The sequence below is a fragment of the Actinoplanes sp. NPDC051411 genome, assembly GCF_040682075.1.
Taxonomy (GTDB): domain Bacteria; phylum Actinomycetota; class Actinomycetes; order Mycobacteriales; family Micromonosporaceae; genus Actinoplanes.
Map to the genome: position 1 here is coordinate 1 of NZ_JBFBAD010000025.1, position 23,616 is coordinate 23,616.

At 69.5% G+C, this 23,616-nt stretch carries 23 protein-coding genes and 1 pseudogene; 15 read left to right on the plus strand and 9 right to left on the minus strand.

Annotated elements, in window-relative coordinates; all coding sequences use genetic code 11:
- The 8 genes from AB0M88_RS15945 to AB0M88_RS15980 all read left to right on the plus strand — a co-directional run.
- A partial coding sequence (locus tag AB0M88_RS15945; RefSeq protein ID WP_364101627.1) for an integrase core domain-containing protein occupies positions 1 to 265 on the plus strand: 265 nt, incomplete at its 5' end.
- A 358-nt stretch (positions 266 to 623) separates the two neighbouring features.
- Positions 624 to 1,331: a WXG100 family type VII secretion target gene (locus AB0M88_RS15950; RefSeq protein WP_364101630.1), complete on the plus strand. Its 708-nt coding sequence runs from the start codon at positions 624 to 626 to the stop codon at positions 1,329 to 1,331.
- Positions 1,331 to 1,852 (plus strand): polymorphic toxin type 24 domain-containing protein, encoded by a 522-nt coding sequence (locus AB0M88_RS15955; RefSeq protein ID WP_364101632.1) that lies wholly within the window; start codon positions 1,331 to 1,333, stop codon positions 1,850 to 1,852. The genes AB0M88_RS15950 and AB0M88_RS15955 overlap by 1 nt, the downstream gene beginning before the upstream one ends.
- The gene (locus AB0M88_RS15960; protein WP_364101635.1) at positions 1,849 to 2,361 is read left to right on the plus strand and encodes a hypothetical protein; all 513 of its coding nucleotides are present in this window, start codon (positions 1,849 to 1,851) and stop codon (positions 2,359 to 2,361) included. Before AB0M88_RS15955 ends, AB0M88_RS15960 begins: the two co-directional genes overlap by 4 nt.
- A 237-nt stretch (positions 2,362 to 2,598) precedes the next feature.
- Positions 2,599 to 2,910, plus strand: coding sequence for a calcium-binding protein (locus AB0M88_RS15965; protein ID WP_364101638.1), 312 nt, complete (start codon positions 2,599 to 2,601; stop codon positions 2,908 to 2,910).
- Complete coding sequence (locus AB0M88_RS15970; RefSeq protein ID WP_364101641.1) at positions 2,907 to 3,314, plus strand: hypothetical protein; 408 nt, start codon at positions 2,907 to 2,909, stop codon at positions 3,312 to 3,314. Before AB0M88_RS15965 ends, AB0M88_RS15970 begins: the two co-directional genes overlap by 4 nt.
- Before the next feature lie 33 nt (positions 3,315 to 3,347).
- On the plus strand, positions 3,348 to 4,184 hold the full coding sequence (locus AB0M88_RS15975; RefSeq protein ID WP_364101644.1) for a hypothetical protein: 837 nt from the start codon (positions 3,348 to 3,350) through the stop codon (positions 4,182 to 4,184).
- 12 nt (positions 4,185 to 4,196) lie between these two features.
- Positions 4,197 to 4,739 carry a hypothetical protein gene (locus tag AB0M88_RS15980; RefSeq protein WP_364101647.1) on the plus strand — a complete coding sequence of 181 codons (543 nt, stop codon included), beginning with the start codon at positions 4,197 to 4,199 and terminating at the stop codon, positions 4,737 to 4,739.
- Between the two features lie 47 nt (positions 4,740 to 4,786).
- Here AB0M88_RS15980 and AB0M88_RS15985 read toward each other — a convergent pair whose 3' ends face one another.
- Complete coding sequence (locus AB0M88_RS15985) at positions 4,787 to 4,945, minus strand: hypothetical protein (protein WP_364101650.1); 159 nt, start codon at positions 4,943 to 4,945, stop codon at positions 4,787 to 4,789.
- 430 nt (positions 4,946 to 5,375) lie between these two features.
- On the opposite strand from AB0M88_RS15985, the gene AB0M88_RS15990 reads away from it, so the two are divergent.
- Together AB0M88_RS15990 and AB0M88_RS15995 are read left to right on the plus strand one after the other, a co-directional pair.
- Positions 5,376 to 6,422, plus strand: coding sequence for a hypothetical protein (locus AB0M88_RS15990; protein WP_364101653.1), 1,047 nt, complete (start codon positions 5,376 to 5,378; stop codon positions 6,420 to 6,422).
- Between the two features lie 82 nt (positions 6,423 to 6,504).
- On the plus strand, positions 6,505 to 7,113 hold the full coding sequence (locus AB0M88_RS15995; RefSeq protein ID WP_364101656.1) for a response regulator transcription factor: 609 nt from the start codon (positions 6,505 to 6,507) through the stop codon (positions 7,111 to 7,113).
- Between the two features lie 64 nt (positions 7,114 to 7,177).
- Here the strand turns inward: AB0M88_RS15995 and AB0M88_RS16000 are convergent, their stop codons facing one another.
- Entirely contained in the window at positions 7,178 to 7,702 is a 525-nt protein-coding gene (locus AB0M88_RS16000) for a hypothetical protein (RefSeq protein ID WP_364101658.1), read from the minus strand.
- Positions 7,703 to 8,053: 351 nt separating this feature from the next.
- Positions 8,054 to 11,071 carry an EAL domain-containing protein gene (locus AB0M88_RS16005; protein WP_364101661.1) on the minus strand — a complete coding sequence of 1,006 codons (3,018 nt, stop codon included), beginning with the start codon at positions 11,069 to 11,071 and terminating at the stop codon, positions 8,054 to 8,056.
- A gap of 189 nt (positions 11,072 to 11,260) precedes the next feature.
- Between AB0M88_RS16005 and AB0M88_RS16010 the strand changes: the two genes are divergently transcribed.
- Positions 11,261 to 12,865 (plus strand): chitinase, encoded by a 1,605-nt coding sequence (locus AB0M88_RS16010; protein ID WP_364101664.1) that lies wholly within the window; start codon positions 11,261 to 11,263, stop codon positions 12,863 to 12,865.
- A gap of 65 nt (positions 12,866 to 12,930) precedes the next feature.
- Positions 12,931 to 15,480 carry a CHAT domain-containing tetratricopeptide repeat protein gene (locus AB0M88_RS16015; protein WP_364101667.1) on the plus strand — a complete coding sequence of 850 codons (2,550 nt, stop codon included), beginning with the start codon at positions 12,931 to 12,933 and terminating at the stop codon, positions 15,478 to 15,480.
- On the opposite strand, the gene AB0M88_RS16020 is transcribed toward AB0M88_RS16015, so the two are convergent.
- From AB0M88_RS16020 to AB0M88_RS16030, 3 genes are read right to left on the minus strand one after another with little or no spacing between them, the layout of a single operon-like run.
- Positions 15,477 to 16,691, minus strand: a complete 1,215-nt coding sequence (locus AB0M88_RS16020) for a S8/S53 family peptidase (RefSeq protein ID WP_364101670.1) — start codon at positions 16,689 to 16,691, stop codon at positions 15,477 to 15,479. The two genes, AB0M88_RS16015 and AB0M88_RS16020, sit on opposite strands and share 4 nt — an antisense overlap.
- A 21-nt stretch (positions 16,692 to 16,712) precedes the next feature.
- The gene (locus AB0M88_RS16025; protein WP_364101673.1) at positions 16,713 to 17,213 is read right to left on the minus strand and encodes a hypothetical protein; all 501 of its coding nucleotides are present in this window, start codon (positions 17,211 to 17,213) and stop codon (positions 16,713 to 16,715) included.
- Positions 17,203 to 17,784: a sigma-70 family RNA polymerase sigma factor gene (locus AB0M88_RS16030; RefSeq protein ID WP_364101675.1), complete on the minus strand. Its 582-nt coding sequence runs from the start codon at positions 17,782 to 17,784 to the stop codon at positions 17,203 to 17,205. The genes AB0M88_RS16025 and AB0M88_RS16030 overlap by 11 nt, the downstream gene beginning before the upstream one ends.
- 234 nt (positions 17,785 to 18,018) lie before the next feature.
- On the opposite strand from AB0M88_RS16030, the gene AB0M88_RS16035 reads away from it, so the two are divergent.
- Both AB0M88_RS16035 and AB0M88_RS16040 read left to right on the plus strand, forming a co-directional pair.
- Entirely contained in the window at positions 18,019 to 19,593 is a 1,575-nt protein-coding gene (locus AB0M88_RS16035; protein ID WP_364101678.1) for a protein kinase, read from the plus strand.
- Positions 19,594 to 19,610: 17 nt separating this feature from the next.
- A complete protein-coding gene (locus AB0M88_RS16040) occupies positions 19,611 to 20,609 on the plus strand; it encodes a nitronate monooxygenase (protein WP_364101681.1) in 999 nt (332 codons plus the stop codon).
- 94 nt (positions 20,610 to 20,703) lie between these two features.
- Here AB0M88_RS16040 and AB0M88_RS16045 read toward each other — a convergent pair whose 3' ends face one another.
- From AB0M88_RS16045 to AB0M88_RS16055, 3 genes and pseudogenes are all read right to left on the minus strand, one after another.
- A complete protein-coding gene (locus tag AB0M88_RS16045; RefSeq protein ID WP_364101883.1) occupies positions 20,704 to 20,961 on the minus strand; it encodes an SAM-dependent methyltransferase in 258 nt (85 codons plus the stop codon).
- 13 nt (positions 20,962 to 20,974) lie between these two features.
- Positions 20,975 to 21,283: pseudogene (locus AB0M88_RS16050) on the minus strand (SAM-dependent methyltransferase); the annotation flags it as partial.
- Between the two features lie 131 nt (positions 21,284 to 21,414).
- The gene (locus tag AB0M88_RS16055; protein ID WP_364101684.1) at positions 21,415 to 22,842 is read right to left on the minus strand and encodes an MFS transporter; all 1,428 of its coding nucleotides are present in this window, start codon (positions 22,840 to 22,842) and stop codon (positions 21,415 to 21,417) included.
- Between the two features lie 106 nt (positions 22,843 to 22,948).
- Between AB0M88_RS16055 and AB0M88_RS16060 the strand changes: the two genes are divergently transcribed.
- Positions 22,949 to 23,614 (plus strand): TetR family transcriptional regulator, encoded by a 666-nt coding sequence (locus tag AB0M88_RS16060; protein ID WP_364101687.1) that lies wholly within the window; start codon positions 22,949 to 22,951, stop codon positions 23,612 to 23,614.
- The last annotated feature ends 2 nt before the right edge of the window (positions 23,615 to 23,616 follow it).

A 23,616-nucleotide genomic window follows, 5' to 3' on the forward strand; every position in this document is an offset into this window, starting at 1 on the left:
AGGCGACTCCTACGACAACGCCATGGCCGAAGCGTTCAACTCGCTCTACAAGGCCGAACTCGTCCGCAACAAAGGCCCCTGGCGCGGCCTCGACGACCTCGAGATGGCCACCGTCGAGTACATCGACTGGTACAACAACCGCCGGCTACACGGCGAACTCGGACACGTCCCGCCCGCCGAACACGAAGCCCTACACGCGATGACCCAACCGGTCACCGCAACCCCAAAACCAACTAACAAACTCTCCATCAAACCCGGGGCTTGACACTTTCCTCTGAGCTACGAGGGCCTGCGGCATATATCGCACTTACCAGCGCGTTCCCCGTCCCGCCCGGGCGTGCCGGGGGCCCGACCGATGCCATAGGGTGCGCCGGCAGCGGTCCCGACGCTGGTCGAAGGACGCGCGAAGCAAATCCGGGCATTCTGGTCGCGGTGCAGGGCTGTTCCGGACAAGCCCCGCCCGGTGCCGCCGGGTGCCAACGACTCGCGGAGCAGCAATGTAGGTGACTTGACCCCTCCAAACGGAGACGACGCGACTGCTCGTGCAGGGGCACCGCTGGGCGCGGTTCCTACGGCAGCCTCGCCGGGGCGCCTCTTGGGGCTGCCGTTCTAGAGTGGCGTTTATGGCGATCGATGACTTGCCGCTGCCGGTGGTGAACCTGCTCAATGTCATCGGTGTGCCGTGGCCCTACCTCGACGAGGACACGCTGCAGGCGTTCGCGTCGCTCACCCGCGACTTCGCCACCGCCGTACAGACCACGCACGACGAAGCTACGCAGACCGTCAAGAACATCGCCGCGGCGTACCAGGGGTCGGCGACCGACGCGATGACCTCCGGGTGGGCGAAGCTGTCGGCCCGGCACGTCGATGAACTGCTGACCGCCTGCCATGTACTCGCCGACGCCCTCGACGTGGCCGCCGGCTACGTAATGGCCCAGAAAGCCGAGGCCACCGTAATCCTGATCGACATGGCCGCCGCGTTCATCGCCGACCAGGCCGCGGCGGTCGCCACGTTCGGCATCGCCGAGGCCGCCGCGCCGCTGATCATCGTGGGCGCGGAGAAACTCGTCCAGTCGCTGGCCGCCGATCTGGAGCAGTACATCCTGGCCAAGGTGGTCGAGGCAGCGGCGAAACCGTTGCTGGCCAAGATCGAGGACGCGGTCAGTGGGCTGGACTGGTCGAAGTCCGGCGCCCAAGCCGACCCGGCCGACCAGTTCTCCATCGACCCGGCCGCGGTCGCCCAGCACGTCGCGGTGCTACGGCAGCAGGCCACCCAGATCGGGCAACACGGCACCCAGTTCGCCGCCAAAGTCCGGGCACTGAACTTCTGATGGCTGAAGGTGGCGAAATCCGTGCCGTGGCCAAAGGTATCGCCGACGACGTGGCGAAGGCGATGGAGGACTCCACCGCAGCCACCGAGAAGGTGACGACGGAAGCCGCCGACAAGATCGCCAACAGCGTCGCGGAACATCAGGCCAACGACGCCAACGTCCGCGACCGGCTGCACGGCGCGGCAACCGGCCGACCCGCCTCGTCCGCTCAGCCGGCCACGGCCGCCGAGCAGATCAGGAACGGCCAGCGTTACACCGGGCGGAAGTTGCCGCAGCAGGGCGGCCCACCCGGCGGTACGCTCTACAAGCAAGATCCACAAACCGGTCAGATCACGAACTACACCACCTACGACGCGGATGGGAACGCGATCAAACGGGTGGACCTGGCCGGGCGCCCGCACGGTGGCGTGCCCACCCCACACGTCGTTGAATACGATACGAACGTCAATCCGAATACTGGGCAAGTCTTCGTGCAGCAACAGCGTCACGTGCGCCCGGCGACACCGGATGAGATCCCATGATGGAGCCGTCGATGACGAGTGGAGCCGGCGAACGGCCGCTGCCCCGATTCTTTGTGCAATGGCGTTCGGAGTGGGGCGACCAGGCGGCCGACTGGACGCCGACCGACTACCTCAACCAGCAGTCATCCATCGGACCGACAATCGCGGCCGGCTGGCTGTTCAACCCCGCAACCGTCGAATACCGGGGCGGGGTCTTCCTCGCCGAGCGCTTCTCCGCGCCGAACGTGGACGAATGGTTCGAGCGGTACCCCAACGAGCCCTCGCGCATCGAGTCCGTGGTCAACGCCGTCGTTCTCTACGACTACTTCGTCAACAGCGACACCGATCCCTATGAGGACGCGCTTCCCGGTCTTGCAGCCGACATCGGCGCGTGCTGGCAGGGCATTCTCACGCTGCGATACCCCAAGCTGGCCATTCACGTCGAGGTCGCCGATGGTACCGATGATGCCGAGTACGGCCCATCAGTGACCTTCTGGACCAGACACGACGGGGTCGCCCCCCGAATCTGAAGGTCCACGAGAACGCCGTCACTGTCCGCTCAGCTCGATCTTGAGAAGTACGACCTGGGCGAAATCACCACCGCGCTGGCCGAACCGGACTGACGACATGCTCGTGGCCGACGACGCGGCCGATCGGTTCCTCGCAGGTCGTCTCGATCCCAAAGTGCCGTGAAAGGGAACCTGCCGGCCGCTGCCACCTCGTCCGTGTACTGATGTCCGTGCCGGGCTGTCCGATACGCTGCCGCCGTGGAGCAGCTCAGCCGGGCCGAGCTCGACGAGTTGGTCGCCGAGGCGACTGTGGACGCCTACAACGAAAGCGAACAGCTCACCGGGCTCTACACGATGATCGAGGACGACCTTGCGATGCCGTTCGGCACCGTAGTCCTCGGCGTCGAAGTGACCGTATGGAAGGTCGACCTGCGCGACGACGGGATAGTGGCGATCTGTGAGCGCGGCCGAGACCGGCAGGCGATCAAAATCCTCGACCTTCCGCTGCCCGATCCTCCGCCGGAAGGCGCCCAGTGGATCGCCGCGTACCGGCGATGGGATGGTCGATGAGCGAATACCAGTACTACGAATTTGTCGCGATCGACCGATCCTTGACCGAAGCCGAGCAAGACGAACTGCGGGCCGTGTCGACCCGCGGTCAAATCTCGTCCACAAGCTTCGTCAACGAGTACCAGTGGGGTGAGCTGAAGGCTGATCCTCGCGCCTGGATGGAACGGTACTTCGACGCCCACCTGTATCTCACGAACTGGGGCACCTACCGGATCGCCTTGCGGCTCCCCTTGGCAGCGCTCGATCCGGCTACGGCAGCCCGCTACTGCTGCGGCAACCAGATTCAGTGCTGGACGACACGTACCCACCTGATCTTCGACCTCTACAGCAATGACGAAGAAGGCACCGAAGACTGGGTCGATCCGCAAGGACGGCTGGCCGCGATCACCCCGATCCGGGCCTAGCTGGCCCAAGGTGATCTTCGGCCGCTCTACCTGATGTGGCTGCTGGTCGTGCAGGACCGGGAGTTGGACGAGGACGAGGTGGAGCCATCGGTGCCACCTGGCTTGAACAGCTTGTCCGGCGCACAGCGGGCATTGGCCGATTTCGTCCGGCTGGATCCCGACCTCTTGGCCGCCGCCGCAGCGGCGAGCGACCCGCTGATCGTGAAGACGCCGTCGACCGCAATTTTGCGGCGTTGGGTGAAGGGCCTGCCGGAGGCGGACAAGGACACGCTCCTCTTGCGGATTTTGCAGGGTGAGGGCGCACTGCTGCGTTCGGAAATGCTGCGCCGGCTTCACGGCGGAAGCAGCGCACGAGCGGCCGAAGGCAGCCGAACCGTCGGTGAACTGTTGGCTGGTGGAGAGACGGCGTGGGCGGAAGGACAGGAGGAGGCAAGGAGGCGAGAAACGAAAGAACGTCTCCGTCGCGAGAAGGCAGCCGCCGCTGCCCAATCGCAGCGGCTGGACCTGCTGGCGCGCGATCCGGAGTCGGCTTGGGAACAGGTGGACACGTTGATCGAGAAAAAGCGGCCGAGAGAATACGACGCCGCCACCGCACTCCTCGACGACCTCCATGCGCTGGCCGCCCAGAACGACGACCTTGCCGCATTCAGCGAACGAATGACGGAGCTGCGAGAGTTGAACGCGCGCAAGACGAGCCTGATAGATCGATTCGACCGCGTAAAGCTCCGTGATCAGAGCTACTGCGGATCTGTTAGCTCGCGAGGGGTTCGGCCGCCAGCGAAGGGACGGGAAGTGACTGCCTCGATTGGAATATGGGCGCAAGGTGGCCTGACCGACGACGTGACCACGGCCCACGCTTACTACTACTGACGATGGAGTGGTGTGGACGACGAGCTGAGTCAGGTCCGCCACCAGCTTGAACGCGTCCGCGCGGAGAACGTGCGTCTTGTACGACTTCTTGATCTCCGCGGACAGGACACGACTCCGTCACCCGAGCAACTCGCCGCTGGCCGTACAGTGACGATGTCTTCGCCGGTCAGCGACAAGCTCGCGCTCTATGCGAGTCTCTTTCGAGCGCGGACCGACGGATATGCGGTGCGATGGGAGAACGCCAGAACCGGAACCGGCGGCTGGATGCCAGCAGTTGCGGGAGGATGGCGTAAGGGCATTGATCGGCGCTCGGTGAATTACCTACCCCTGACCGCGGAGGTGGTGGCCGCACCTGCCCTCGACACGCTCTTCCCAGCTGCTCCTATCTCCTTCGACGGACTGCTGATCCAGTGCGCCGGCCGAGTAGTACGAGCAGCGCCCGGAAAGGACACCGCGGAAGTTCACGACTACCACGATCCCGCGGTGCCGCTCATCGCCGCCTCGTTGCAGCGCCGGATGCCGGGATACCGCGCGCTCGGCTTCGTCCAGACATGAGCGAACCTTGCTGACCCTGCGTTCGCCGAGGCAAGAACTAGCACGAGCTAGGCCGCGTCTTGAAACCCGACGTAACGTTCTGCCAGCCGGTCCGGGTCTGGACGATCTGGAAGCGATCGCGGCAGCGCGATCTGAGCACCATGCATTGCGTGCAGGCCGCAACGCAGCATCGGTCCGTCGACCTCGGTCAGGATGTCGGCACGCATCTCGACAACAAAGTCTGGTCGGATTCCGAGGATGTTTACGTCGTACGGGTGAAACCGTCCTGCTCGACCGCAACAAGATGGAAGGCAGATGCTCACTAGACCGAGTTGAACGAAGTGGCCGCCCGTTTGACCGCGCTGCTGATCGATAAGCATCCTGCGGTCGAGGTCCTCCCTGATGGCCGGTACCTACATCGCATCATCGGCCCACACCCGTTCTGATCAACGAAACCGCGGTTCAACGTGTCGCAGCCAGATGGCTTTATGCCGGGCTGAACGTGGTGCATGAGTTCCAACGCTCCACCTGCCGCGTTCCGCCCGGCGGGCTACCCAGCCGGTCCGGCTGGTGCGGATGGGTGTCAGCTTGCCCGGAATGGGTAACCACGTCTGAATGCGAGGCGGAGCTGCGCAAGGAGAGAACGGTGCGCCCGGGGTGACTCGGCGCGTTGTTCGGCTGTTTGTGCTGCTTGGCGTGGTGGTTGGGGCTTACCTCGTGCTGAGCCTTTTCGATCATGCGGCGCGGGCCGATGTGGGATCGGTTGGTCGGTCGACTAGTCAAAGTGGCTCAACGAAGCCGGTCGCCTCGGTCAAGGTCGTGGCTGCCGGCGCCAAGAAGGGCATCCCGGCAAAATCGAGGTCGACCGCTCCGAAGGCCCACCCCCAGAAGATCCACCGGTCGACGATCAAGAAGACCGAGGCCCACCTGCCGAAAGTCCAGGTGGCGAAGAACATTCACGCCCCGAAGATCCAGGCACCGAGGAAGATCCAGGCGCCGAGAGTGCGGGCGGGCAAGACGGTCCGGCGGGTGCAGGTCCGGGCGTCGAAGGTCAGCCGGCCGGTGTCCGATGCCGTCCGGGACGTTGGCCGAGCGAAGATGATCGCGACTCGGAAGGCGATCGTCGGGCAGACATTGTCGAACGGCGCCCGGCTGCCCGCGCTGGGCAATCTGCCGCAGGCAGCACTCGCCGGTGGGACGCGGCTGCCCGATCTGCCGCCGTCGGGAATGCCCGCTTTGCCCAAGCTGCCGTCGTTGCCGCAGCTGCACTCCTCGCCTCAACTGCCGTCGTTGCCGCAGCTCCACTCCCGGCCGAAACTGCCGTCATTGCCGCAGCTGCCGTCCGGCCTACCGCGGGCTTCGACCCGAACTACCGCCTTGGCCAGCGCTCTTGACCCGTTCCAGTCGCTCATGCCGCAGGTGTTCCTGCTCCCGCAGCCGCCGGCAAATGGGCTCTCCTCGGTGACCAAGGCGCCGGCAGCAGGGGCTCAGCCGCGAACAGCGCCGCCTCCGGCTCCCCCGCGGCAGCCGGCCGACCGCTCGACTCCCGCCGGGCAGGCACGTGACTCCGGTGGCAGCAATGCACCCGCGATGGGCACCGTCCTGGCGTCCTGGCGGCCTGAGATCGCGGCCGCCGGCCGTCGCCTGCCTGTCTATGTTGTTGCCCGCGGACGCACCGTCCGCTATGCGGGCCCTCCCAGCTGAACCGACTCCCGCAGGGGATCCGGAAACCGGCCGGCACCAGTTCGGCCGTACCGAAGCTTTGACCCTGGCTGGGAGGCCAATCGTGACTCGCATTCTGCTCGTCGAACCCATGAATCTGCTCCGCGGCGCCTTGGCGGCGATGTTGTCGCTGGAGGAAGACCTCGAGGTGGTGGCCGATCTGGGCGCCCTCGATCAGGCGCTGGATATGGCCCGCGCGGTGCCGCCGGACGTGGCCGTGGTCAACATCGCGCTTCTGGCCGGTGACGGCCTGGCCACGATGGCCGGGCTGGCCGCGGAGCAGCCCGGTTGCGCCACCTTGGTGCTGGCCGGCCCGGATGAGTCGGGGCTGCTCAGCCGGGCGCTCGACCTGCGCGTCGACGGTGTCGTCGGCACCCAGGCCGCTCCTTGTGAGCTGGTCCGGGGCATCCGCCGGCTGGTGCGGGGTGAGCGGGTCATCGACGCGAGCCTGGCTGTGGCGATGGTGGCGGCGCCGCGTAGTCCGCTGTCGCCTCGGGAGCTCAACGTGCTGAGCGTGGCCGCGTCCGGGGTGCCGTCCACGGAGGTCGCCGCCGAGCTGCATTTGAGCACCGGGACCGTACGCAATTACATCTCGGCGATCCTTCGCAAGACCGGTGCCCGCAACCGTCTGGAGGCGATCCGTCTCGCCGAGGGGGCCGGCTGGTTTCACTGACGGCGACGCAGCCGCACCTGGCGGGGTGCGACTGCGTCGGACGTACCGGTCAGAGCTGAACGGGTCAGAGCTGGCCGAGCAGAGCCAGGATGGCGTTGAGGAGTGCGGTCAGTCCACCCGCGGTGGGGGTGCCGTCGAGCAGGTGGGTGATCGCGCACAGCAGGTTGCCGAGCAGGTTGCCGGCCCCTTGCACCGCGGTGATCACCAGGTGCACCTGGTTCAGGTCGACCACCAGGCCGAGCAGGTCGAGGTGCAGCGGCCCGAGAACGAGGTTCAAAACCTGGCACGTCGCTGCGGCGACGGTCACCGGCATGCTGACGGTACGGGTGACGGTGCCGACGGTGGCGCCGGACGCGTCGGTGACCGTACCGGTGAGGACGCCGGCGGCCAGCACGTTGCCGTTCTGCGTCGAGAACTTCGTCGGGGTGAAGCTACCGGCGAAGGAGCCGCCGTTGGCGGCCGTGCCGGTGATCGGTGTGGCGAGGGCGGTTACGGGGGGCGCGGCTGCCTGGGCGCTCGGAGCGGCGCTGGCCACACCCGCACCCGCGAAGCTCAGGCCCAACGCCGCGAGCACTGTTACGACGATCATCGATAGCCGTTGCCGATGGGTCATCGTTCCTCCTGCTGAAATCATCCGTCTGGCTTCGGTTTGTCATCGATAAGCCTCGTTGCCGATGGGGCCTCAACCCAGTGAGTGGAGTCAGCGGGATCGCTGACAATTGTCACGTTTGGCGCCCGAGGCTTGCTTTTGACCAGGTCAACAGGACCGACAGGACAGTGGACCGTGCCGGGGTCGGTCCGCACGTGGCCGTAGCCGCCGCCGGAAGCGACGAGCAACCAGGCAGCCGGCAGGTCGCCTGGGCGGCACGTTGTAGACGGCGTGCGGGCCTGCCGAGAAATGGCCGCCTCGAAGTGCCGAGGCGGCCACGCTCGAAGGCGGCTACCAGCCGCCGACGCCGGCCAGCAGGCGCTCTACCGGGACTGGTTTGCCCAGGTAGAAGCCCTGGCCCAGCTGCACCCCGCACGCCACCAGAGCATCGCGCTGGGCCGGCGTTTCGATGCCCTCGGCGATGACTGTGCAGCCGTGCTGGTCGGCGAAGTCGATCAGGGCGCGGATGGCCGCCTGGCGGGCGGTCTCGTGTTCGACGCCCTCGATGGAGTCCAGGCCGAGTTTCAGGAAGGCCGGCCGGAGCGACTCGATCAGGGACAGGGTTTCGTAGCCGGCGCCGCGGTCGTCGACGGCCACCCGTGCGATGCCGCCCAGCTGGGCCAGGGAGGGTGGGGCCGCCGGTCCGGTTTCGAGGACCAGTGGGCGGTTCGACGCGGCCAGCAGCGGGGCCAGGTCGTGGGGGCGGCGCAGCAGGTCCTCGGTCACGTTGATGGACAGCCAGGTGCCGTTCGGCAGGGCGGCCGAGGAGGTGATGGCGGCCTGGACCAGGGCCGCGTCGAGGGCGATGTGGGCGCCGCGTTCGAAGGCCGCCGCCAGGCCGTCGCGGGGGCTGCTGCCGTCGGCGAAGCGGGTCAGGGCCTCGTAGCCGACCACGTGGCCGTTGATCATGTTGTAGATGGGCTGGAAGACGGTGAAGAAGCTGAACTCCTCGAACGAGTGGGCGCGGCTCGACGAGGACGACGACCGGTCGGCCTGCCAGGTGCCTGCTTCGGAGCGCTGCAGGCGTACGGTCACCGTGCCGGCGGCGGCGCCGGTCTCGTGCCGGTAGTGCAGCACCTGGGCCCAGTCGCCGATGGCGGCGGGTTTGGCGTCGGATGGGGCGGCCGACTTTTTCTTCTTCTTGACCCGGGGCACGACCGGGCGGATCAGCCAGCCGCGCAGGTGGGCGAACAGGTCGACGACCGTGTTGCCGAGGCCGACGAAGGCGATCATCGCGTACAGCGAGAGCATCAGGTTGAGGCCGGCGAAGACCAGGTTGTTCCACTGGTGCAGCTGGATGTCGTGCCACGTGGTGTAGGCGCAGAGGACGATCAGGGCCAGCGGCAGGATCAGGTAGCTGGTGGCCGTGGTCGTGCGGTTGCGGACCTTGGGCGTGCGTTTGAAGTTGCTCTTCTCGCCGGTCAGCAGCTGCAGCAGGGAGGCGATGCTGCCGGACAGGTTGACCGGCAGCAGGATCAGGTTGAAGCCGTAGATCCGCAGCATGTCCGAGCGTTTGTAGCCGAGGTGTTTCAGGTCGGCGGCCATCATCAGGAAGTACGGCACCGAGACGAGCAGCAGGATCGGGTTGAGCAGTTCGTTGTTGAACGGGTACGCCAGCATGATCACCAGGCACACGGAGCTCCAGAAGATGGAGGCCATGTAGTTGATCCGAAGGAAGTACTCGCCGAAGCGGTTCTTGTCCTCGCGCTTCGACTTGGCGCGGAACTGGTCCTTGAGGCGGGACAGGATCAGCAGGCCGCCGTTGGCCCAGCGCTGGCGCTGGATGGCCAGCGAGCCGAAGTCGGGCGGGGTCGCGCTGTAGGCGAGCCGCTCCGGGTAGTTGTGCAGGGTCCAGCCGCGTACGCCGAGGTCGATCGTCGATTCGGTGTCCTCGATGACCGTACGGTCCTGGATGTAGCGCTTGATCTCCCAGTCGCCGTCGTAGGAGACCTCGCGGATCTCGTCCAGGGCCTTCTTGCGCAGCACCGCGTTGGCGCCGACCCAGAACGTGGCGCCGTAGTGGGTCATGCCCTGGTGGACGATGTACTGGATGTCGGTGGTGGCGCCCGAGATGCGTTCGATGCGGGTCGCCGAGCCGGGGTAGGCGCTGTACGGCGTCTGGGCCACCGCGTGCCCTGCGTAGGCGCCCTGCTCGAGCAGGTGGACGAGGCGCAGCGCGTATTCGGGGAGCAGCACGCTGTCGGCGTCGAGGGTGAGCACATAGTCGGGGTCGGCGACGACCAGGTCGGCCCGGTTCGGGCCGGCCGTCACCAGTGCGGTGCCGAGCGGGGTGCTGATCTCCCGGTACGCGCCGCCCATCAGCCCGATGTAGCTGTTGAGGTTCATCGCCTTGTTGGGCTCGTGCGACAGCGACACGTACTTCTTGCGCTCGAAGCTGGTGATCTGCGCGTCGAAGATGCCGACCAGCCGCTTGTAGAACTGGTTCATCCGGGCCAGCGGCAGCGCGACCTGTTCGTCGGCGCCTTTGCTGAGCGCGCCCGAGATCTGACCGAGTTCGACGGCGAGCGGCTGCAGGATGTGCTCGACGAAGAACGTGTCGGTGTGGTCGATGATCTCCTGGCGGGCACCGAGGTCGTACAGCCAGTCGGAGGCGAACCGGTATTCGTCGGCCAGCCGGTGCATGTCCTCGAGCACGACCAGGTAGCCGCCGCGGAAGCGGACCTGCTCGTCGAAGGCGGCGTACGCGGCGGAGACCCGGTAGTAGGGCACCTTCAGCTCGGCCTCGATCTTGCCGGGGAGCGCGCGGGCCGCGAGCAGCATGTCGCGGGCGACGCGTGTCTTCGGCGCCCGCGGGTCGTCGATCAGCAGCGTCACGTTCAGGCCGGGGTACTCCTGCAGGGCCGCTGACAGCAGCGTCGTGCGGTTGGTCCGCTCGTCCTCCTGGTATGACGGCACCAGAACGTGCAGGGACGGCGTCTTCCCGCCGATGAACTCGTCGAGCATGACGCGGGGCGCCCGCTGGTGGCCGCGCCCGCGGTAGAAGTAGCCGATCCGCGTGATGAGGTAGGCGATCGCCGAGGCGGCCAGGCCGGTGATCACCAGCATGTAGACGATCGCCTCGATCGCGAGCCGGACGCTGTACGCGTGGCCCGCGATGAACTGCTGGATGATCGTGTATGTGATGTAACAGGCCCAGACCGTGATCGTCACCACGATCGCCAACCGGCCCCGGGTGATCCTTCCTTCGGAGATCGGGGGCGGGACGATCGGATGAGGTTCGGTCCTACGGTCGGCGCCCCACTGGCGCTGGGCGTCCCGCTTGCGCTGGTGCGCCGATGTGCGTGGCATGCGTTTTGGGGTCCTTCGATCCGGTTTTAGGGCCGCCACCGCGCGGTCGCGCCCGGCGGAATTGTCGTTGCGGGTCCTCAATTTGGCGCTCCGGAAACCGGTTGGAACTGCCCTCGTCCTTTCACCCGATCGTGTAAGTCGCCGGGGTAGGCCAGCGTGTGGGCCGACTCGGACAACGAAAGGGTTTTGATGACGGACCGCGCCACACCCGTAGCCGTGCGGCCCGAATACGATCCGCTCGCCGATCCGGACTGGCAGGAGCCCGAGCAGCCGCCCACCCGGCTGTCGTGGACCCGGCTGGGCATTCTGGTGATCGTGCTGGGCCTGATCGGCGCCGGCGGCACCCTCGAGGTGCTGCACCTGCGGAACACGGCCGGGCCGACCGCGAAGTCGTGGGCGGTGCCGTACGTCGACGTGACGCTGACCCCGACGTTTCAGTTCCAGGACCCGACGGCGAACCCGGCCAACGACGTCGCGCTGGGCTTCGTCGTCGCCGACCCGAAGAGCCCGTGCACCCCGAGTTGGGGCGGCGCGTACACGCTCGGCCAGGCGGCCTCGTCGCTCGAGCTCGACCGGCGGATCGACCAGCTGCGGCAGACCGGGGGCGACGTCACGCTCAGCCTCGGCGGGCAGGCCAACAAGGAGCTCGCGGTCGCCTGCGCCGACCAGGGCCGGCTCACCGACGCCTACCGTCAGCTGGTCAAGCGGTACGAGGTGAACACGCTCGACCTCGACATCGAGGGCACGGCCGTGGCCGACCAGGCGTCACTGCGCCGGCGGGTCGCGGCGGTCGGCGCCGTACAGAAGGAGCGGCAGAAAGCCGGAAAGGCTCTCGCGGTGTGGCTGACCCTGCCGGTGACGCCGGACGGCCTCACCGATGACGGCGTCGCGGTCGTCCGCGGCATGCTCGAGGGCGGTGTCGCCCTGCGCGGCGTCAACGTCATGACGATGGACTTCAACAACGGCGACGCCCATCCGGACATGCTGGCGCTGAGCACCAGCGCGCTCAACGGTACGCACAAGCAGCTCTCCGACCTCTACCTGCGCCTCGGTCAGAAACTCACGTCGCCGCAGGTGTGGGCCAAGATCGGTGCCACTCCGATGATCGGCCAGAACGACGTCGACACCGAGCGATTCACGCTCGACGACGCCCGGGGCCTCGCTACCTTCGCCATCGACAACGGTCTCGGCCGCGTCTCCATGTGGTCGGTGAACCGGGACGCGGCCTGCCGTGGCACCTTCGCCAACGTCGTCGTGCACTCCAACACGTGCAGCGGCACCGACCAGGACGCGCTGGCGTTCTCCAAGGTCTTCGCGGGCCTGCCCGGCAAGGCCGCGGGCAGCGACAACCACGACTCGGTCGACATCCCCAACCAGGCGGCCACGGTCGATGACCCGAAGAGCAGCCCGTACCCGGTCTGGCGTCTCACCGCGCAGTACGTCGCCGGCTACAAGGTCGTCTGGCACGGTGTGGTCTACGAGGCCAAGTGGGCCAACTCGGGCGCCGACCCGTCATCGGCACCGGCCGCCGGCACCCCGACCGCGTGGTCGGTGATCGGCCCGGTCAGCCCGGTCGAGAAGGCCCCCAAGCCGCACCCGACGGTCACCGACGTCACCAAGGACTGGACGCCGGAGACGGTCTATCAGCGGGGCGACCGGGTGCTCTTCAACGACCTGCCCTACGAGGCGAAGTGGTCGACCAAGGACCAGTCGCCGTCGACCGAGTTCCCGACCGACGCCGACGACCCGTGGCAGCCGCTGTTCACGGTCCCCGGCGAGCCGGCCGCCAACTGACGGCCGGTCGACGAGCTGAAAAGCCGTTCGTGCTCTTGGGAGGAGTGCGGTAGAGACAACAGACGATGGCCGATGACGAGCTCGCCGAGAGAGCGATGCGCCTGGTGCCGACCGATCCGCGGCGGGCGCGCGCCGAAGCTCTGCGGGTGCGGGCCCGGGCCCGGCGGTCCGGTGACCGGGCTGCCGAGTCGGCGGCCGAACGGGTGCTCGGGCTGGCCGGCCGCGAGACCAACAGCATGCGGTCGGCGGCGGCGCACCTGCGCCGCGCGGTCGTCGTCGCCGAGGAGGCCGGGCTCGCGGTTCTCGCCGCCCGGGCGCGGATGAGCCTGGCCCTGGTGCGGGCCGACCAGGGTGACATCGCCGAGGCGATCCGGCTCGGCCGGGCCGCGGCGCCGGTGCTCGAAGGGCTCGAGGCGGCCCGCCTCCGCATGCAGCTCGCGGTCGTCGCACAGCGGCAGGGGCTGTTCAGCGAGGCGTTCGCCGAATACGGCCGGGCCCTGGCGGTCTTCCGCCGCGAGGGCGACCGGCTGTGGGAGGCGAAGCTGCTCAACAACCGCGGCGTCCTGCAGGCCTACCGCGGGCGCTCGGACGCGGCCGAGTCCGATCTGGAACGGGCCGAGGAGCTCTACCAGAAACTCGGCCAGGATCTCGCGGTCGCCGACGTGCGCTGGAACCGGGGCTTCGCGGCCGGACGGGCCGGCCGGGTCGTCGTCGCGCTGACCCACCTCGGGGCGGCCGAGGACTACTACGTCGCCAACCGGCTGCCACCCGCGATGATCCTCATGGACCGGTGCGACGTGCTGCTCGCGGCCGGGTTGCACGACGAGGCGCGGGAGGTCGCGGCCGCGGCCGTACGGGAAATGACGCGGCGCCGGATGGGCGCCGACCTGGCCGAGGCCCGCCTGCTGCTCGCCGCCGCGGCCCTGGCCTGTCGTGATCTCGAAGCGGCGGGTGAGGCCGCCCGGCTGGCCGGGCGGGCCTTCGACCGGCAGGGCCGTCCGGGTTGGGCCGCCGTCGCCCGCTACACCCGATTGCGTACGGACTGGGCCGCCGGCCGCCGTGACCGGCGGGTCCAGCAGGCGGCGACGTCGAACGTGCTCGAACTGCGGGCGGCCGGCTGGGCCGTTCCGGCCGCCGACGCCACGCTGATCGCCGCCCGTTGTGCCCTCGCCGCCGGACGGCCGGAGGAGGCGACCGGCCTGCTGCGGCAGGCGGGCCGCGCCCGCAGGAACGACGCGCCGGCCGCCCAGCGGGTCAGCGCCTGGCACGCCGAGGCCCTGCTGCGGATCGCGGGCGGAAACCGGCGGGGTGCCGAGGCGGCGCTGCGGGCCGGACTGCGGGCCCTCGACGAGCACCGGCTCACGCTCGGCGCGACCGAACTGCGGGTCCGCGCGGCCGAGCACGGCCTGGACCTGATAAGCACCGCCCTGACCGTGGCCGGACCGGCGAGGAAGCTGCTCGTCTGGGCCGAACGGGGTCGCGCCGCGGCCCAGCAGCGCCGGCCCGCCCGGCCGCCGGAGGACGCGCGGTTCGCGGCCGACATCGCCGAGCTGCGGGCGGTCGCCGCGGACCGGGAGGAGGCGGTGGCCGAGGGACGCGATGCGCGGCGCTACGGACACCGGCAGGCCCAGCTCGAACGCTCGATCCGCGACCGGGTGCGGCAGATCGGGCCGGGCGACGGGATTCCGCCGGCCGGCGGCCCCGACCTGCGGGCGCTGGCCTCCGGTCTGGACGGACGCGCGCTCGTCGAGCTGATCGCGGTCGAGGAGACGCTGCACGCGGTCGTGCTGGCCGGGGGCCGGTTCAGCCGGCACGAGCTGGGGCCGGTCGGTGCGATGAACGCGGAGGTGCGGGTCTTGCGGTTCGCGCTGCAGAGGTCGGCGGTGCGCGACCGGCCGGTGGTGACCGGGGCCGAACGGCTCGACCGGATGCTGCTCGGGCCGCTGCGCCGGCGGATCGGCGACCGCGAACTGGTGGTCGTGCCGTCGGGACGGCTGCACGGCGTGCCGTGGCATCTGCTGGTGAGCTGCCACGGCCGTACGGTCTCGGTCGCGCCCAGCGCGACCGGCTGGCTCCGCGCAACCACCGCGGAGCCGCCCGGCGGAGAGACGGTGCTGATCGCCGGGCCCGGCCTCCCGGCGGCGGCCGACGAGGTGGAAACGCTGGCCGGGCAATACTCGGGGGCGCGGATGCTGACCGGCGGCGTGGCCGAGGCGCTCGACGCGATCGACGGCGCGCGATGCGCCCACGTCGCCGCGCACGGCAGTTTCCGGGCCGACAACCCGCAGTTCTCGGCGCTGCGGCTGAGCGACGGGCCGCTCACCGTCTATGACCTGGAGACCCTGCGCCGGCCGCCCGGCCTGGTCGTGCTCTCCGCCTGCGACCTGGGCATGTTCACCGTGCACCGGGGCGACGAGATCATGGGGTTCGCGGCCGCGTTGCTCGCGCTGGGCACCCGTTCGGTGATCGCCGCGGTGGCGCCGGTGCGCGACGGCGCGACCCGCGGCGTGATGCTGCGCCTGCACGCCGAACTGCGGGCCGGGCGGTCGCCGGCGGCCGCACTCGCGGCGGTGCAGCCGGCGGCGGCCGCTTTCGTCTGTTACGGCGCGGGTTAGGGGTGGTGCGGCCAGGTGAGGTCGCGCGGGCCTTCGAGGTAGACGCCGTAGCCGGGAACGCTGGCCAGGGGCGTGGTCAGCAGGCGGTTGGCGGCCGTCTGCACGGTCTCGCCCTCCCCGGTCGTCGACGCGATGCGCGCCACCACGTAGGGCGTCGCGAACGACGTGCCGCTCCCGGCGACATAGCTCTGAAAGGACGTCGGGGCCGCGCCGTACAACCAGGTGCCGAAGACGTACGCCGAGTGCACCGCCACCCCGGGCGCGCAGGCGTTGATCCAGGTCGCCTGGTTGCTGAAGCCGGCCGGGGACTCCGGCACCGCGAGCGAGTTCATCGCCGCGACCGCGATGACGTCCGGCCGGTCGGCCGGATAGAAGTTCGGCTCCGGCTTCTCGACGTTGCCGGCCGCCGCGACCACGACCGTCCCGGCCGGCCGGTTGGTCAGGATCGCGTCGAGCGCGAGCGGGCCCTGCGAACCGTCGTAGACGCAGCCCAGGGACAGGTTGACGAGCTCGGCACCGCCGTCGAACGCCCGCTGGACCGCGTCGGCCAGCGTGTGGTCGTCGGTGACCCCGGCGACGCTCAACACCTGGATCGACGACAGGTGGACCTGCCGGGCGTAGCGGGCGATGATGCCGGCCACGACGGTGCCGTGCCCGCCCATCAGGCCGATCTGCCCGGCGGCCGGGTTCTCGTAGACCGGATCCGGCTCGTGCAGGCCATGCCGCTGGTGATCGCGGAACAGGGGCAGCGTCATGGCGGCCGGGTCGAGGCCGGTGTCGACCACCGCGACCCGCACCACCCGGCCGTCCCCACTGGAGTCGCCGACCGCGGGCGCGGGAGCCGGATCCTCGCCCGCGCCGCCGTGCAGCTTCGGCTGGCCGATGACCGGGATCGACTCGGCGTTCGCGGCGTACGCGTGATTGACCCCGACCCGCCCCTCTCCCGCAAGCTTCCGCAACTCGGCCAGGGTGCGCGTCATGTTGCGACCGGGAGGCATAACCCAGCGGGTCACATATCGCGAGACCGGACTGTCCTCGTTGATCTGCGCCGCGCCGATCTCGCGCAGACGGTTGTCGACGACCCGGGGCCCCTTGGGGTCGACCTCGACGAGGACCTCGTCGGCCAGGTAATAGACGCTGGGGTTGCGGGTGTCGTGGCGGATGCGGGGATCGAAGGCCCACGGGTTGGGGAAGCTGGTCGGTTCGGGCATCGCTGTCTCGCTTTCCGGGCGTCAGCCGAGCGCCACCCATCCGGTGACGGTCGGCGGCGAATCGGGCCCCCGCAGCCGCAACCGGATCGAACCCACCACGGGCAGGTCGGCGTCGAACCGGCCCCCGCTGTCGACCGGCCGCCGGATGACACCCCCGCGGAACTGCACCTCGGCCTCGGTCGGCCCGGACGGCTCCACCAGACCGTCCAGGTCGAGCCCGGACGGTGTCCGGGTCACTCCCAGGTGAATGCGGGTGCCCGTGTCACCGGCCGGTCCGAAGACGAGCATGCGCGCAGCCTCCGGTCCCCGGGTCAGCTCCCCGGCGTCGTCGTTCCACGAGTCCCACTCCAGGTCGGCGAAGTCCTCGTCGACGGTGCGGAACGCGAACGCGGCACGCGCGTACCGTTCGACCGCCGGCGGAACCGGGTCCACGCGGGAGACGACTCTGCGGAGCACGGCGTCGAGGTCCATGGCGGTGGTGTCCTCCTCGCGGGGCGGCGGGCCACCCCTGTCACCTGTCATGACCGCTCTCCACCGGTTCTGATACGAGCCGGCGCAGTTTCTCCAGGCAACGTTTGCGGGTCGGGCCGAGATAGCCGACGGTCACGCCGAGCGCGGCGGCGGCGTCCGCGTACGACGGCGGCGGGTCGGCCATCAGGACCCGCAGCACCCGCCGGCAGTTCTCGCCGAGCTGGTTGAGCGCCTGCCAGACCCGCGCGGCCACCGCGCTCTGTTCGCGGGCCAGCGCGACCTCCTCCGGGGTCTCGTCGGTCGGCGAGGCCCCGATCCAGCCGAGATCGCCGGTCGGCACGGCCCGGTTGCGGGTCGCCAGCACCCGCAGTGACTCCCGCCGGGCGGTCGTGGACAGCCAGGCCCCGGCCCGCTCCGGCTGGTTGATGTCGCCCTTGCCCATCGAGCGGGCGAACTTCTCCCAGGTCGTCTGGGCGACATCTTCGGCGTCGGCCGCGCCGAGACGATGGGCCCGGGCTACCGCCCAGACCAGGCCGGCGTACGCGGTGACCAGCGCCCCCCATGCGCTTTCGTCGCCCGCCGCCGCCCGGCGCACCAGGGTGGCCGTCTCCTCCGGCTCCACCTCGGCCCTCCTTCGGTCGTCTCCGCATAACCGTCCTGACCGGGCGAAGCCAGGGAATTACTTCCACCACTTCGCGATCGAAACACTACAGCGGACAAGGGACATCTGGGCAGGTCCGGCCGCCCGGACGACGGTCGTCCACTGTAGACAGTTAGCAGCCTTGAATTGACTATGACTGATGTCACAGGGTGGGTTGCAGGGGTCGGGTTGCAACTGGGCCGGTACCGTGCCGTCGTGTCGGAAATCGGGGCTCGGGTGGTTGCGGAACGTTACCGGCTGGTAGGTGAGCTGGGGCGGGGCGGCATGGGGCGGGTGTGGGCGGCCCGCGATGAGCTGCTGGGGCGGGACGTGGCGGTCAAGGAACTGGTGCTGCCGGCCGGCATGGCGCCCGAGGACGTACGTGACCTCGCCGAACGTACGATCCGGGAGGCCCGGGCGATCGCCCGGCTCGACCACCGCAACGTGGTTCGGATCTTCGACGTCGTCTTCACCGACGGCCGGCCCTGGATCGTCATGGAGCTGGTGCGATCGCGGTCACTCTACGAAGTCGTCAGCACGGACGGGCCGATGCCGCCCGAGCAGGTCGCGCGGATCGGGCTCGACGTTCTCGCGGCGCTGACCGCGGCCCACCGGGCGGGCATCCTGCACCGCGACGTGAAGCCGGCCAACGTGCTGCTCGGCCTGGACGGACGGGTGGTGCTGACCGACTTCGGCCTCGCGACGGCGGCCGGGGACAGCAGCATGACGAGCACCGGGATCGTGCTCGGCTCGCCGTCCTACCTCGCCCCGGAACGGGCCCTCGACGGCGAGATCGGTCCGGCCGCCGACCTGTGGTCACTCGGAGCGACGCTGTACGCGGCGGTCGAGGGCAAACCCCCGTACACGAGGTCCTCGCCGATGGCCACCCTGGCCGCGCTCGCCACCGAGCCGCCGACGCCGCCCGAGCAGGCCGGGGCGATGGGCCCGGCGCTGGCCGCCCTCCTGGAGAAGAATCCGGCCCGTCGAGCCGACGCCGTTACGGCCGAACGCCTTCTCCGCGAGGCGGCCGAGGAGGCGTCGACGGCGCCGACGCGTCAATACGCGTACATCACGCCGCGCATCCAGGCCCCCGCCGAGGAGACCCGCGCGGAGGTGATCATCCCGGCGACTGTCCCACCGGCGAAACGCGCGACCAGGACCCGCCTGCTGATCGCGGCCGCCGCGATCGCGATCCTGGCCGCCATCGTCATCGCCGTCCGCCCGGCCCTCGACAGCGCGTCGGCCGACGAGGTCCCCACCCCCTCGGCCTCGGCGGCGGCCTTCATCGACCCGGCCCCGAGCACCTCCCCCACCACCACCGCCCCGAAGCATTCCCGGTCGCCGTCCCGCCAACCGAGCCACACCACCACACCGCCGGTGAAGCCGCTGGCCGCCACGGCGGTCCCGACCAAGCCGGCCACCACCCCGACCGGCCGGCAGATCCAGAACTTCCAGAGCGGCACCTGCCTCTACGCCCCCGGGACGACCGGCGAGCTCAAGCTCTGGGCCTGCCAGCCGATCGAACCGCAGCTCTTCTCGTTCGCCCCCGACGGCACCATGCGGGTGCGGGGCAAGTGCGTCGCCGCCGAGTCCACCGACGACGGCGCCCACCTGAGGCTCGCGAACTGCGACGGCGACGCCTCGCAGCAGTTCTCCTACAACGCGTCCTACGACCTGGTCAGCGGCGAGGCCGACAAATGCGTCGACGTTCCCGACGGCGGCGCGGCCAACGGCACCGCGGCCCAGATCTGGTCGTGCACCGGGGCCGGAAACCAGAAATGGCACTACTAGCCACGTAGGGTCGGGGTATGGACGACCTCCTCCGGCCCGTCGTGGTCGCGCCCATGGCCGGCGGCCCCACGACGACCGCGCTGGTCAAAGGTGCGGCCGGCGCGGGCGCAGTCGGGTTTCTCGCCGCCGGATACAAGAAGCCGGACGACGTCGAAGCGGAACTGCGCGAGATGAGCGGGATCCCGTTCGGGCTGAACATTTTCGTCCCCATGCCGCCGGCGCCCGACGTCGAGGCGCTCGAGCGATATCGCCGGCTCCTGCGGCCCGAGGCCGAACGGTTCCAGGTCGACCTGCCGCCACTGCGGCTCGACGACGACGACAGCTTCGGCGCGAAGGTCGCGCTGGCCGAGACGTACGCCGTCCCGCTCGTCAGTTTCACGTTCGGTGTCCCGGAGCGCGCCATTGTGGAGAGGCTGCAACGCGCCGGCTGCCGCGTACTCGTAACCGTGACCGAGGCCGACGAGGCCCGCCGTGCCCTGGCCGTCGATCCGGACGGGCTGATCGCGCAAGCCGGCGCAGCCGGCGCGCATTCCTCGACCACCGACCCGGCGCGTTTCCGCGGCGACAGCACCGCCGAAGCGGTGCTGGCCGAAGTGCGCGCGCTGACCGGCAAGCCGGTCGTCGTCGCCGGTGGCGTGATGTCGGCGGCCGGCGTTTCCCAACTCCTGGAAAAGGGCGCCAGCGCGGTCCAGTGCGGCACCGCTTTTCTTCTCGCCGACGAGGCCGGCACCCGGAAAGCCCAGCGCGACGCCATGCTCCACGGCACCTACCGGAAAACCGTCATCACCCGCGCCTTCACCGGCCAACCGGCCCGCGGGCTGGCCAACCGTTTCACCGAGACCTATTCGGCCGCGGCGCCGATCGGTTACCCGGCTGTTCATCACCTCACGGCACCGATCCGGGCGGCCGCGGCCCGGGCCGGCGACGCCGGTTCGCTCAACCTCTGGGCCGGAACCGGACACGCCCAGGCACGCACCGGAACGGTCGCCGACCTGGTCGGGCATTTGATGCCGTGACGCAGTCCGGCCGATCGACGCCGTCACTCACCGGCAGCTTCGACGCCTACCTGCCGACATCACCGCCATCAAGGCGCGCCTGCTGGCCTGAAATTCAGAGAAGACGGCCGACCGCGCCATAGATGGCGACATCTCCGGCGGTCGGCCGCTGTTTTCCGGTACGCCGCCAGTCGCTGACCGCCACGATGCCCGGCTCGACGAGTTCGAGCCCGTCGAAGAACCGGCCGAACCCGGCCCGATCGCGCGGATGGGCATCGGTCCGCCCGGACGCCCGCAGTTCCTCGTGCTTGGCGGCCTGCTCGGGCGGCGTGCCCGAGGATGCGTTCGGGATCGCGCAGGTCGGCCTCGAGATAGTCGGCCTCCACCGGCATCCGGGTCTTCACGATCGGGTCGTTGTCGACGTAGAGGACCAGCGACGACGGATCGACCCGCCGCGCGATCTCATGCGTGTTGTCGGGCACCGGCAGGCCCGTGCCGATATCGAGGAACTGCCGTACCCCCGAGGAAGCCAGGAAATGCACGCTTCGCCGAAGGAAATCGCGGTTTTCGCGGGCCGCCAGCCGCGCGGCCGGGAACGCCCGCGCGATCAGGTCACCCGACTCGCGATCGGCCGCGAAATGGTCGGTGCCGCCGAGCCAGTAGTTGTAGCGCCGAGCCGGGTGCGCGCTCTCCATGCCCACATCAAACAGCGTGCCCGATATCGAAGCAGCGGTGACCGGCGCCCGGAAGCCGTCGCGATGGGGACGCGTACCGGAGAAAGGCGGTGGCCCGGCGCCGAAGCACCGGGCCGTCTATTGATGGCGGTTCAGACTGTTTCGAGGATCGGCGGTTCGAGGGCGGCCTCGGAGGCCGGCTCCGGCGGGCGGACCTTGCGCATCGAGAGGTACGCGATGGGAGCGCCCACGGCGACCAGGATCGCGGCGACCATCAGCGAGAACTGGTAGCCCGCGAGGTACCGGTGAAGTTCGGTGCCGGTCGCCGCGGCCGAGCGGTTGGAGAGGACCGCGCCGAGGATGGTGACGCCGAGCAGGCCGAACACCTCGCGGGAGACGTTGAGCATGCCCGAGGCGATGCCGGCCCGCTCGGTCGGCAGCGCGCCGAGGATGACGTTGTTGAGCGGCACCAGCAGGCCGCCGCCGAGTCCGTAGAGGACGAACCAGGGCAGCAGGTCAGTGTAGGTCGTGCCCTCGCCGAAGGTGGCGATGATGCCGAGCGCGACCGCCATGATCAGCAGGCCGGCCGCGACCGTCCGGCCGGCGCCCAGGCGGGCCTCCAGGCGCGGCGCCAGGGTCGCCGTCACGGCCATGACCAGGGCCATCGGCACGAATGCGGCGCCCGCTTCGGTGGGCGAGAAGCCGAGCACGTTCTGCAGGTAGATCGCGGTGTAGAAGTAGATGCCGAAGACCCCGAACGCCCACAGGCCCATCGAGATCAGGCCGCCGCTGAACACCGGCATGCGCAGGAAGCCCAGGTTCATCATCGGGTTGGCGGAGCGCATCTCGATGACGATGAAGGCGATCGCGGCCGCCGCGGCGAGGCCGAACGCGGTCAGGATGCCGGCCGAGGTCCAGCCCTTCGACTCGCCCTCGATCAGGGCGTAGGTGAGGGCGAACAGCGACGCCGACGAGGTGATCAGGCCGGGCAGGTCGAGGCCGCGCGAGGTGCCGCGGTTGCCGGCCGGGATCGCGAACAACGACAGCAGCACGGTGACGACGCCGATCGGGGCGTTGATCAGGAAGATCCAGCTCCAGTCGGTGTGCTGGCTGAACAGGCCGCCGAGCAGCGGGCCGACCGCGAGGGCCAGGGCGCCGACGCCGCCCCAGACGCCGATCGCGGCGCCGCGCTCCCGCGGGTCCGGGAACAGCTGGGGCAGCAGGGCCAGGGAGGCCGGGGTGAGCAGAGCCGCGCCGAGACCCTGGACGGCCCGGGCGCCGATCAGCATCTCCTGGTTCTGGGCCAGGCCGGCCGCGACCGACGCGAGCGTGAAGACGACCAGGCCGCCGAGGAAGGCGGTGCGCCGGCCGACCACGTCGGCCAGGCGGCCTCCGGCCAGCAGCAGGCTGGCGAAGACCAGGATGTACGCGCTGACGATCCACTCGAGCCCGGAGATGCTCAGGTGCAGGTCGCGTTGGATCGACGGCAGCGCCACGTTGACCACGTTGTTGTCGAGATACGTCATGAAGGTGCCGAGCGCTACCGCGACGAGCGCCCACCAACGTCGGTTCTTTCCCATCTCAGAAGCCCCCTGTGCAGAGTCCCTAAACAATGTCCCTATACAACGTCCATATACGTTGTACATGTACCTCGTACATCAGACCTGTACGTTGTATGGTTGTCAAGTGGCGACCGAAAAACTCAGCAAGTCGGCAGTTGCCGAGCGGGCCCTGCGCCTCGGCGACGAGGAGGGTCTGGAGGCGGTGACCATCCGCCGGCTCGCCCAGGCGCTCGGGGTCACCCCGATGGCGCTGTACTGGCATTTCAAGAACAAGGACGAGCTGATGCTGGGCATCGTCGACCACGTTCTCGACGGCGTCCGCGCCGACCGGGCCGCCACCGATCCGTGGCCGGCCCAGCTCCGCGCGATGGTCGAGGCGCTCGTCACAGTCATGCGGGAGCACCCGATCCTGGCCGACCTGCTGCACTCGGTGGAGAAGGACGAGGCGGCCAGCTTCAGCCGGGCCACCGACGACGCGCTCACCCTGCTCACCCGGGCCGGCTTCGACGTGCGCGAGGCGTTCTGGGTCGCCAGCTATCTGCTGCACGGCGCGATCGGCCTGGTCGCCGCCCAGCCCGACTGCCCGACGACGATCCCGTCGGAACAGGCCGCGGAATGGCGCCGGCAGAAGCGGCTGAAGATGGAGCGGCTGCCGGCCGACAAGTTTCCGATGCTCGTCGCGTTCGCCGCGACCTACACCGAGGAACCCGACCCGGAGCGCTACTTCGCGTTCGGCATCGACCTGCTGATGGCCGGGGTGTCGGCAGTGGCACAGTCAATTCACGCCTAATT

Excerpts from the sequence above, each read along its gene's own strand:
- AB0M88_RS16005 (WP_364101661.1), bottom strand. The coding sequence starts at position 11,071 with ATGCCACGCACATCGGCGCACCAGCGCAAGCGGGACGCCCAGCGCCAG.
- AB0M88_RS16000 (WP_364101658.1), bottom strand. The coding sequence starts at position 7,702 with ATGATCGTCGTAACAGTGCTCGCGGCGTTGGGCCTGAGCTTCGCGGGT.
- AB0M88_RS16010 (WP_364101664.1), top strand. The coding sequence starts at position 11,261 with ATGACGGACCGCGCCACACCCGTAGCCGTGCGGCCCGAATACGATCCG.
- AB0M88_RS15955 (WP_364101632.1), top strand. The coding sequence starts at position 1,331 with ATGGCTGAAGGTGGCGAAATCCGTGCCGTGGCCAAAGGTATCGCCGAC.
- AB0M88_RS15970 (WP_364101641.1), top strand. The coding sequence starts at position 2,907 with ATGAGCGAATACCAGTACTACGAATTTGTCGCGATCGACCGATCCTTG.
- AB0M88_RS16020 (WP_364101670.1), bottom strand. The coding sequence starts at position 16,691 with ATGCCCGAACCGACCAGCTTCCCCAACCCGTGGGCCTTCGATCCCCGC.
- AB0M88_RS16025 (WP_364101673.1), bottom strand. The coding sequence starts at position 17,213 with ATGACAGGTGACAGGGGTGGCCCGCCGCCCCGCGAGGAGGACACCACC.
- AB0M88_RS15985 (WP_364101650.1), bottom strand. The coding sequence starts at position 4,945 with ATGCGTGCCGACATCCTGACCGAGGTCGACGGACCGATGCTGCGTTGC.
- AB0M88_RS16040 (WP_364101681.1), top strand. The coding sequence starts at position 19,611 with ATGGACGACCTCCTCCGGCCCGTCGTGGTCGCGCCCATGGCCGGCGGC.
- AB0M88_RS16055 (WP_364101684.1), bottom strand. The coding sequence starts at position 22,842 with ATGGGAAAGAACCGACGTTGGTGGGCGCTCGTCGCGGTAGCGCTCGGC.
- AB0M88_RS15975 (WP_364101644.1), top strand. The coding sequence starts at position 3,348 with ATGTGGCTGCTGGTCGTGCAGGACCGGGAGTTGGACGAGGACGAGGTG.
- AB0M88_RS16015 (WP_364101667.1), top strand. The coding sequence starts at position 12,931 with ATGGCCGATGACGAGCTCGCCGAGAGAGCGATGCGCCTGGTGCCGACC.
- AB0M88_RS15960 (WP_364101635.1), top strand. The coding sequence starts at position 1,849 with ATGATGGAGCCGTCGATGACGAGTGGAGCCGGCGAACGGCCGCTGCCC.
- AB0M88_RS15950 (WP_364101630.1), top strand. The coding sequence starts at position 624 with ATGGCGATCGATGACTTGCCGCTGCCGGTGGTGAACCTGCTCAATGTC.